This window comes from Micrococcus sp. HMSC31B01, assembly GCF_001816085.1.
Classification (GTDB): domain Bacteria; phylum Actinomycetota; class Actinomycetes; order Actinomycetales; family Micrococcaceae; genus Micrococcus; species Micrococcus luteus.
Map to the genome: position 1 here is coordinate 1 of NZ_KV825148.1, position 8,587 is coordinate 8,587.

7 protein-coding genes are annotated in these 8,587 nt (G+C 73.6%); 3 read left to right on the forward strand and 4 right to left on the reverse strand.

Features of this window, described 5'->3' with window-relative positions; genetic code table 11:
* From HMPREF3105_RS06900 to HMPREF3105_RS06915, 4 genes are all read right to left on the reverse strand, one after another.
* On the reverse strand, positions 1-532 hold a 532-nt coding region (locus HMPREF3105_RS06900; protein WP_141762450.1), incomplete at its 3' end, for a CoA transferase.
* The gene (locus HMPREF3105_RS06905) at positions 529-2,706 is read right to left on the reverse strand and encodes a 3-hydroxyacyl-CoA dehydrogenase NAD-binding domain-containing protein (RefSeq protein WP_070709039.1); all 2,178 of its coding nucleotides are present in this window, start codon (positions 2,704-2,706) and stop codon (positions 529-531) included. The genes HMPREF3105_RS06905 and HMPREF3105_RS06900, both read right to left, overlap by 4 nt.
* A 46-nt stretch (positions 2,707-2,752) precedes the next feature.
* Entirely contained in the window at positions 2,753-3,967 is a 1,215-nt protein-coding gene (locus HMPREF3105_RS06910) for an acetyl-CoA C-acetyltransferase (RefSeq protein WP_069941808.1), read from the reverse strand.
* Between the two features lie 45 nt (positions 3,968-4,012).
* Positions 4,013-5,695, reverse strand: a complete 1,683-nt coding sequence (locus HMPREF3105_RS06915) for a long-chain-fatty-acid--CoA ligase (RefSeq protein ID WP_036313870.1) — start codon at positions 5,693-5,695, stop codon at positions 4,013-4,015.
* Between the two features lie 218 nt (positions 5,696-5,913).
* Between HMPREF3105_RS06915 and HMPREF3105_RS06920 the strand changes: the two genes are divergently transcribed.
* From HMPREF3105_RS06920 to HMPREF3105_RS06930, 3 genes are all read left to right on the forward strand, one after another.
* Entirely contained in the window at positions 5,914-6,519 is a 606-nt protein-coding gene (locus HMPREF3105_RS06920; RefSeq protein WP_036313866.1) for a TetR/AcrR family transcriptional regulator, read from the forward strand.
* Between the two features lie 227 nt (positions 6,520-6,746).
* Complete coding sequence (locus HMPREF3105_RS06925; protein ID WP_041104677.1) at positions 6,747-7,313, forward strand: DinB family protein; 567 nt, start codon at positions 6,747-6,749, stop codon at positions 7,311-7,313.
* A 93-nt stretch (positions 7,314-7,406) separates the two neighbouring features.
* Positions 7,407-8,587: HAD-IC family P-type ATPase (locus tag HMPREF3105_RS06930; protein WP_141762451.1), on the forward strand; the 1,181-nt coding region annotated here is incomplete at its 3' end.

An 8,587-nucleotide genomic window follows, 5' to 3' on the forward strand; every position in this document is an offset into this window, starting at 1 on the left:
CGCCGTCCCCGTCCGCGCCGCGGGCCCACAGCAGGGCCAGCGCGGCGGAGACGGCCCGCTCGGCACCGTGCAGATCCGCCGCGAGGATCCGCGGTGGAGCCCCCGGCGCCAGCAGGCCCGCCGCGGCCTGGTAGTTGATGTCATGGCCTGGCACGTCCGTGCGGTCCCCGTCGTATCCGGTGATGTCCACCTGGCAGATCCGCCGGTGGCGGGCGCGGACGGCGTCGGCGTCCAGGCCCAGCCGGCGCAGCGCCCCGGAGCGGTGGGAGGTGAGGAACACGTCCGCCTCGGCCAGGATCTGCTCCATCTCGGCAGCCCCGGCCTGGGACTTCATGTCCACGGTGCGCACCGACTGCCCGCGGTGCAGCTCCTCGTAGAGGGCCGGCACCAGGGTGGCCACGGGGTCCCCGCTGGGCGGGAGCACCGTGACGATGTCGGCGCCCAGCTCCTGCAGGCGGGCCGCGGCGACGGGCCCGGGCAGGTTCAGCGCGATGGTCACCACGCGCACCCCGGCCAGCGGTGCGGCGCTCATCGGCCCGGCCCCTCGCCTCGCTCGGCCAGCTGCCGGAGGGTGCCGCCGGGACGGAACCGCTCGCCGTAGCGGTCGGCCAGCTCGTCGGCGCGGGCCACGAACGCGGCCGGTCCGCCCTCGCGGTGCGTCATGAACGTCACTGGCCCACCGGTGTGCGGCGGGAAGCCGATGCCGAACACGCCGCCGAGGTTCGCCGAGGGGGCGTCGGTGAGGACGCCGTCGTCGAAGCAGCGGGCCGTCTCGATGGCCATGCGGTACAGCAGGCGGTCCTGCAGGTCCTGCTCGGGCACGTCCGCCCCGGTGGCGAAGTGCTCGGCCAGGCCTGGCCACAGGTGCTTGGGGCCCTGTTCCGGGTACTCGTAGAAGCCGGCGCCCTGAGCGCGGCCCGGGCGGCCGAACTCGTCCACCATGCGCTCCACCACGCGCTCGCCCGGACGCACCGGACGCTCACCGCCGGCCTCGGCGACGGCCTTCTCCTCCTCGCGGCGGATGTGCTGGATCAGGGTCAGGGAGACCTCGTCCATCATGGCCAGCGGGGAGGCCGGGAAGCCGGCGTGGCGGGCCGCCCGCTCGATCCGCTGCGCGTCCACGCCCTCCTCCACGAGGGCCGCGGCCTCGAGCACGAGCGTGCCGTAGACGCGGGAGGTGTAGAAGCCGCGCCCGTCGTTGACCAGGATGGGCAGCTTGCGGATCTGCTGCACCAGGTCGTAGGCGCGCTCCACCGTGCGCGGGGAGGTCTGCTCACCACGGATGATCTCCACGAGCTTCATCCGGTCCACCGGGGAGAAGAAGTGCAGGCCGATGAAGTCCTGGGAGCGCTCCCGCGGGCCCTGCAGCAGGGTGATCGGCAGCGTGGAGGTGTTGCTGCACAGCAGGGTGTCCGGGCCGACCACCTTCTCCACCTCGGCGAACACCGAGTCCTTGAGCTCGACGTCCTCGAACACGGCCTCGATCACCGCGTCCACGTGCGCGAGGTCCTGATAGTCCTCGGTGGGCTGCACGCGGGCCAGGACGGCGTCGGCGTCCTCGCGGCTCATGCGCCCCTTCGCCACGCGCCCCTCGAGGAGGGCGCCCACCCGCTCACGGCCGCGCTCGGCGGCCTCCAGGCTGACGTCCTTGAGCATCACGTCCACGCCGTTGAGCGCGAGCGCGTGGGCGATGCCCACGCCCATCATCCCGGCGCCCAGCACCGCCGCCGTGGTGATCGTGCTGCGCTCGCGGGAGGGACCGCCCAGGGCCGCGCCGGAGCGCAGCGCCTGCATGTCCGAGTGGAACGCCTGGATCATGGCGGAGGAGGTGTGGCCCGTCACGAGGGACACGAAGTACCGGGTCTCGATGCGCGAGGCGGTGTCGAAGTCCACCTGCGAGCCCTCCACCGCGGCGCTGAGGATCGCCTTCGGGGCGGGCAGGTCCGCGCCGTGGAGCTGCCGGCGCAGGGTGGCGGCGAACGCGGGCAGGCGGGAGGCGAAGGAGGCCTGGGCGGGGGTGCCGCCGGGGATCCTGAAGCCCTTGACGTCCCAGGGCTTCGCGGCGGCGTCGGCGTCGTCGCGGTGCTCCAGGATCCAGCGCTTGGCGGCGGGCACCAGGTCCGCGGGGTCGGTCACGACCTCGTCGAGGATCCCCTTCTCCATCGCGGCCCGGGCGTCGCGGGCGGTGCCCTGCAGCAGCCAGTCCATCAGGGCGCGCTCCACGCCCACCATGCGCACCAGGCGGGTGATGCCGCCGCCTCCGGGCAGCAGGCCCAGGGTGACCTCCGGGAGGCCGACCTTCAGCCCCGGGTCGTCCACGGCGATGCGCCGGTGGCAGGCCAGCGCGATCTCCAGGCCGCCGCCGAGCGCGGTGCCGTTGATCGCGGCGACCACGGGGCGGCCGAGGGTCTCGAGGCGGCGCAGCTGGCCCTTGACCCGCTGCGTCAGCGCGAACACGGACTCCACGTCCTCGGGGCCGGCCTGGGCCAGGGAGTCCAGGTCGCCGCCGGCGAAGAAGGTCTTCTTCGCGCTGGTCAGGACGACGCCGGTCACCGTGTCCCGTTCCGCCTCCAGGCGGTCCACGACGGCGTCCATCGCGTCCTGGTACCGCTCGTTCATCGTGTTGACCCGCGCCTGCGGGTCGTCCATGGTCAGCGTGACGACGCCGTCGGTGTCCTGGTCCCAGGTGATCATGTGCTCACTCATGCCGGTGCTCTTCCTGCCGTGCTGGTCGGTCGGGTGGGTGGGGCGCTCAGACGCGCTCGACGATGGTGGCGACGCCCATGCCGGCGCCGATGCAGAGCGTGGCGATGCCGGTCCGCAGGTCGCGCCGCTCGAGTTCGTCCACGAGGGTGCCGAGGATCATGGCGCCGGTGGCGCCCAGGGGGTGGCCCATGGCGATCGCGCCGCCGTTGACGTTGGTCTGCTCCTCGGTCCAGCCCATCTCCTTCATCAGCAGCAGCGGCACGGCCGCGAACGCCTCGTTGATCTCCACGAGGTCGATGTCCGCGGCGGTCATGCCGGCCACCTCGAGGGCCTTGCGGCACGCCGGGGTGGGGCCGGTGAGCATGATGGTGGGCTCGGAGCCGACGACGGCGGCGGAGACGATCCGGGCCCGCGGGCTCATCCCGGCCCGCCGGCCGGCCTCCTCGGAGCCGATCAGCGTCAGTGCGGCGCCGTCGACGATGCCCGAGGAGTTGCCGGGGTGGTGCAGGTGCTCGATCTCCGCGAGCGAGCTGTACTTCTCCAGCGCCACGGCGTCGAAGCCCGCCTCCCGGCCCAGCGCCTCGAAGGAGGGCTTGAGCTTGGCCAGGGTCTCCACGGTCGAGTCGGGGCGGATGGTCTCGTCCCGGTCCAGCACGGTCATCCCGTTCATGTCCGTCACCGGGACCACGGAGCGGGCGAACCGGCCCTCCTGCCACGCCGCCGCAGCACGGCGGTGGCTCTGCGCGGCGAAGCTGTCCAGCTCTGCGCGGCTGAAGCCCTCGCGGGTGGCGATCAGGTCCGCGGAGACGCCCTGCGGGATGAAGTCGGTGGCCAGGGAGGTGGCCGGGTCCATGGCCCACGCGCCGCCGTCGGAGCCCATGGGCACGCGGGACATGGACTCCACGCCGCCGGCCACGAGCAGGGACTCCCAGCCGGAGCGGATGCGGGCGGCGGCCTGGTTCACGGCCTCGAGCCCGGAGGCGCAGAACCGGTTCAGCTGCACGCCGGCCACGGTCTGCGGCAGGCCCGCCTTGAGGGCGGCCACGCGGGGCAGGACCGCGCCCTGGTCGCCCACCGGGCTGACGCAGCCGAGGATCATGTCCTCGATGTCGGCGGGGTCGAGCCCCTCATGGCGGTCGCGCAGGGCGTGGGTCAGGCCGACGACGAGGTCGATCGGCTTGACCTCGTGGAGGGAGCCGGAGGGCTTGCCGGCACCGCGCGGCGTGCGGAGGGCGTCGTAGAGGAAGGCGTCCTGGGTCACGGGGTCTCCTGGGGTCGGGGTGGGTCTGGGGAGGTGGCGGGCCGGTCAGCGGCCGGAGGTGAGGGCGTCGGCGTAGTCGGCGCGCAGCTTGCGCTTGTTGACCTTCCCGACGCCGGTCCGGTCGATCTCCGTCACGAAGCGGACCTCGTCGGGCAGCTGCCAGGTGGCGAAGCGCTCGGCGAGTGCGGCGAGGACGGCGTCCTGGTCGACACCGGAGTCCTCGTCCCGCACCACGAGGGCCAGAGGACGCTCCTCCCACTGGGGGTGGGGGACGCCGATCACGGCGGCGTCGCGGACCCCGGGGACGGTCATGATGTGGTTCTCCAGGTCGATCGAGGAGATCCACTCGCCACCGGACTTGACCACGTCCTTCAGGCGGTCGGTGACCTTGAGGTAGCCCTCCGGGGAGAGGTAGCCCAGGTCCCCGGATCGCCAGTAGCCCTCGTCGTCGAAGCCGGCCTCGGTGGCCTCGGCGTTGTCCGCGTAGGAGGTGGTCACCCAGGGCCCGCGCAGGCGGATCTCGCCCACGTTCTCCTCGCCGGGCGGCAGCAGCTCGCCCAGGGGGTCGGTGATCTTCACGTCCACCCCGACGACGACGAGGCCCTGGAACCGCTTGAGGTTCCACCGCTCATCCTCGGAGAGGGTGTCCATGAGGCTCGGCTTCATGCGGTTGAGGGAGACGATGGGCGAGGTCTCCGTGGCGCCGTAGGCGTGGATGACCTCCGCGCCGGTGAGCTCGTCGAAGCCGCGCATCATGGCCACGGGGGGCTCGGTCGCGCCGCACAGCAGGCGCACGCCGTCCATGCGTGGGGGCGTCTCGAGGGTGCGGAGGTGGTGGAGCATCGGCATGAGGATCGCGGGGGCGGCCGGGGCCACGGTGACGCCGTGGTCCACGAGGGTGGAGGTCAGCCACGGGGTGTCCGTGAGGTTGAACCGGCCCGGCAGCACCAGGCGCGCGCCCACGGCGACGGCGGCGAACGGCAGGCCCCAGCACTGCGCGTGGAACATGGGGGTCAGCAGCAGGGCGGTGTCCGCCATGGTCATGCCCAGGGTGGACACCACGGCGTGCGCGTGCAGCCAGGTGGCCCGGTGCGAGTAGAAGACGCCCTTGGGGCGGCCGGTGGTGCCCGTGGTGTAGCAGGCGCCGGAGGCGGAGCGCTCACTCACGTTCGGCAGGTCCGCTGTCTCGAGCGGCTCGTGCCCGTCGAGGAGGGCCTCATAGGACAGGACGTCGTCGCGACCGGCCCAGTCGGCGGGGAGCTCGCCGTCGCCGGCCACGATCCAGCGGATGCCCCCGGGCAGGTGCGGTTCGAGCGCGGCGGCGAGCTCCAGGAGGGTCTCGTCCACGACGATCGTCCCCACCTGCGCGTGGGTGATCACGTAGGCCAGGTCCGTGGGCGCCAGGCGCAGGTTGAGCTGCACCATGGTCGCGCCCAGCAGCGGGACGGAGAAGTAGGACTCGAGGTGGCGGACGTCGTTCCACAGCAGCAGGCCGACCCGGTCCCCCGGCCCGACGCCCTCGGCGCGCAGGGCCGCGGCCATGCGGCGCACCCGCTCCCACACGGCCGCGTAGGTGGTGGTCTGCCACGGGGAGCCGCCGCCGCGGGTGTGGATGATCTGCTGATCCCCGAAGGTCCGGGCGGCGTCCCGCAGGAGGCGAGTGGTGGTGAGCTGCTCGTCGTCGCCCATGGTGGACGGGGTGCCGAGGACGGTGTCGGTGGTCTGCATGGGTCCCCCTGGGAGGTGTGGTGGTCGCGGAGGCGGGCGGCAGTCGTCTGTGACATGCCTCACTGAGCTGATGTTGCACACTCAAGCACGATGTTGCACTAGCGTGCAAGAAGGGTGCGGGGGGCGTTTCGATCCCTGCCGTAGGGTTCAGCGAGCCCCCGCATCCTCATCTCCCGACCACGGGCCATCCCATCCGCCGACCCAGCCCCGAGGACCCGATGAACACCCCCCTGCCCTTCGATCAGGACGATCTCTCCTCCCCCGCGCGCCTGCGCCTGGCGGCCCTCGAGCTGTATGCCGAGCGGGGGGTCGAGATGGCCAGCGTCCGCGAGATAGCGCAACGGGCCGGCGTCGCCCCCGGGCTGGTGCGGCACCACTTCGGCAGCAAGGCGGGGCTGACCCGCGCCGTCGACGACGACGTGCTGCGCCTGATCGCCGCGACCCTCGACGAGGTCCCGCTCGTGGGCACCCCACAGGAGGTGTCCGCGGCCCGCGACGCGGCGTTCGCGGACCTGCTGGCCGACCACCCGGTGGTGGGGGCCTACGTGCGCCGCTCGCTGCTGGAGGCCGGCGGGGGGACCGAGTCCCTGCTGGAGCGCCTCGTGGACCTGACCACGGAACAGACCGAGCGCCTGCGCCGGTCCGGCTTCGCCCCGCGGCGCAGCATGCCGACGTCCGTGTTCGGCACCGTCATCCGGCAGATGGGGCACCTGATGGTCGACCCGTCGGCGGACCGCATCTGGCGCCGGATCGCCGAGACCCAGGAGGCCGCCGCCGAGCAACGGAGCCCGCGGGTGCGACTCGTGGTGGATCCGCCGCGGTGAGCAGGATCGCCGCCCACCGCGGCGGCGTCGTGCATCTCGTCCGGCAGGCCACGACGCCGGCCCGCCCCTTCCGGGAACGCCTGCGGTCGGTATGGGCGCACTTTTCAGGCTCAGAGCGACTGCACACGTTCCAGGTCCGCTGGCGCCCCGCTCCCACCCGCCCCCGCCCCGTCCCCGGACGCGCCGTTTCCCGAACGAAAACGCGGGTGGGGCGTAGCCTGGCCGCCATGACCACCGTGTTCTACGACGACCAGGGCCGCCCCGAGCCGCCCTTCGCCGCGGGCGAGGCCGCCACCCTGCTGGGCTTCCTCGACTTCCTGCGCGCCACGATCGAGTGGAAGACGGCGGACCTGGACACGGCCGCGCTGCACCGCCGCCTGCCGGGGCACCCGTCCGCGATGACGCTCGGCGGCCTGCTCAAGCACCTCGCGTTCGTCGAGTTCTGGTGGTTCGAGGCCGTCGCCCTCGGCGAGCCCACCTCGACGCCCTGGGTGGGCGCGGACTTCGACGCGGACCCCGACTGGGACTGGCACAGCGCGGCGCAGGACTCCGCGGCGGACCTGCGCGCCCTCTGGCAGGGCCAGGTGGAGCGGTCCCGGCAGATCGTGGTGGACCTGCTCGCGGCGGACGGCGACGACGGCGCCGCGGCCCTGGCCCGCGCCCACCGGATCCGGGAGGGGCGGGACCCGGTCTCGCTGCGGTGGATCCTCACCCACATGATCGAGGAGTACGGCCGCCACGCCGGCCACGCCGACCTGCTGCGCGAGGGGATCGACGGCCAGGCCGGCGAGTGAGCCCGCCCCACCCGCGGTCCCGCCTGCGGTCGCACCCGGGTTCATCCCCTCGTCGGATGCCCGGCCCCACGCCGGCTGGGTAGATTCTGTGCCATGGCCTCCCCCTCCCCTGCGTCCGCGCACCCGTCCGCCCCCGAGAGCGGGACGGGCCTGGGGTTCACCGGCGCGGCGGGGATCACCGGGCTCACCGCCGCCGAGGTCGCCGAGCGGGAGGCCGCGGGCCTGGTCAACGTCCAGTCGCGGGACACGTCCCGCTCGCTGGGGCAGATCCTGCGCGTGCACGTGTTCACGCTGTTCAACCTGGCGATCGCGCTGTGCGCCGTCGTCGTGATCCTGATGGGCCGCTGGCTGGACCTGCTGTTCTCGCTGGCGGCCGTGGCCAACGTGGTGATCGGCGTGGTCCAGGAGTACTCGGCCAAGCGGAAGCTGGACCGGATCGCGCTGCTGCACCAGGACGACGTCGTCGTCATCCGGGACGGGGCGCGCGTGCCCCTGCCGATGGCGCGGATCGTGCGGGACGACGTCGTGGTGCTGCGCCGCGGCGACCAGGTGCCCGTGGACGGCGAGGTCCTCGTCTCGGACGGCCTGGACATGGACGAGGCGCTGCTCACCGGGGAGAACGACCCCGTGCCCAAGACCCCCGGGGACGCCGTGCTCTCGGGCTCGGCCGTCGTGGCCGGCGCGGGCCTGGTGCGCGCGACGGCGGTGGGCTCGGCCTCGCACGCGGCCCGGCTCAGCGCCGAGGCCCGCCGCTACTCCGCCATCCACTCGGAGCTGCGCGGCGCCCTGGAGAAGGTGGCCCGCTGGCTGACGATCGCCCTGGTGCCGATCATCGCGGTGATCGTGCACGGCCAGATGACGGCGGTCGGCGGCTGGTCCCTCGCCCTCTCCCAGCCGCGCGAGGCCGCCCTGGAGCCCGCGCTGATCGCGTCCGTGGCGGCGGTGACCAGCATGATCCCGCAGGGCCTGGCGCTCATGACGACCATCGCGTTCGCCGTGTCCGCGCTCAAGCTGGCCCAGCAGGAGGTCCTCATCCAGGAGCAGCCCGCCGTGGAGGTCCTGGCCCGCGTGGACACCGTCTGCCTGGACAAGCCCGGCACCCTCACCGAGGGCGGCGTCCGGTTCGACCGGCTCACCGCGCCCGCCTCGGCGGACGCGTCCCCGGACGCCCACGACGACGGCGCCCCGGCCGAGGTCGGCGACGGGGCTCGGGCCGTGCTCGCCTGGTTCGGCGCGGACCCGGACGTGAACCCCACCGCGGCGGCCCTGCGCGA

What these genes read in the sequence shown, in the direction of transcription:
- HMPREF3105_RS06905 (WP_070709039.1), bottom strand. Translation starts at nt 2,706, where the DNA reads ATGAGTGAGCACATGATCACCTGGGACCAGGACACCGACGGCGTCGTC.
- HMPREF3105_RS06915 (WP_036313870.1), bottom strand. Translation starts at nt 5,695, where the DNA reads ATGCAGACCACCGACACCGTCCTCGGCACCCCGTCCACCATGGGCGAC.
- HMPREF3105_RS06920 (WP_036313866.1), top strand. Translation starts at nt 5,914, where the DNA reads ATGAACACCCCCCTGCCCTTCGATCAGGACGATCTCTCCTCCCCCGCG.
- HMPREF3105_RS06925 (WP_041104677.1), top strand. Translation starts at nt 6,747, where the DNA reads ATGACCACCGTGTTCTACGACGACCAGGGCCGCCCCGAGCCGCCCTTC.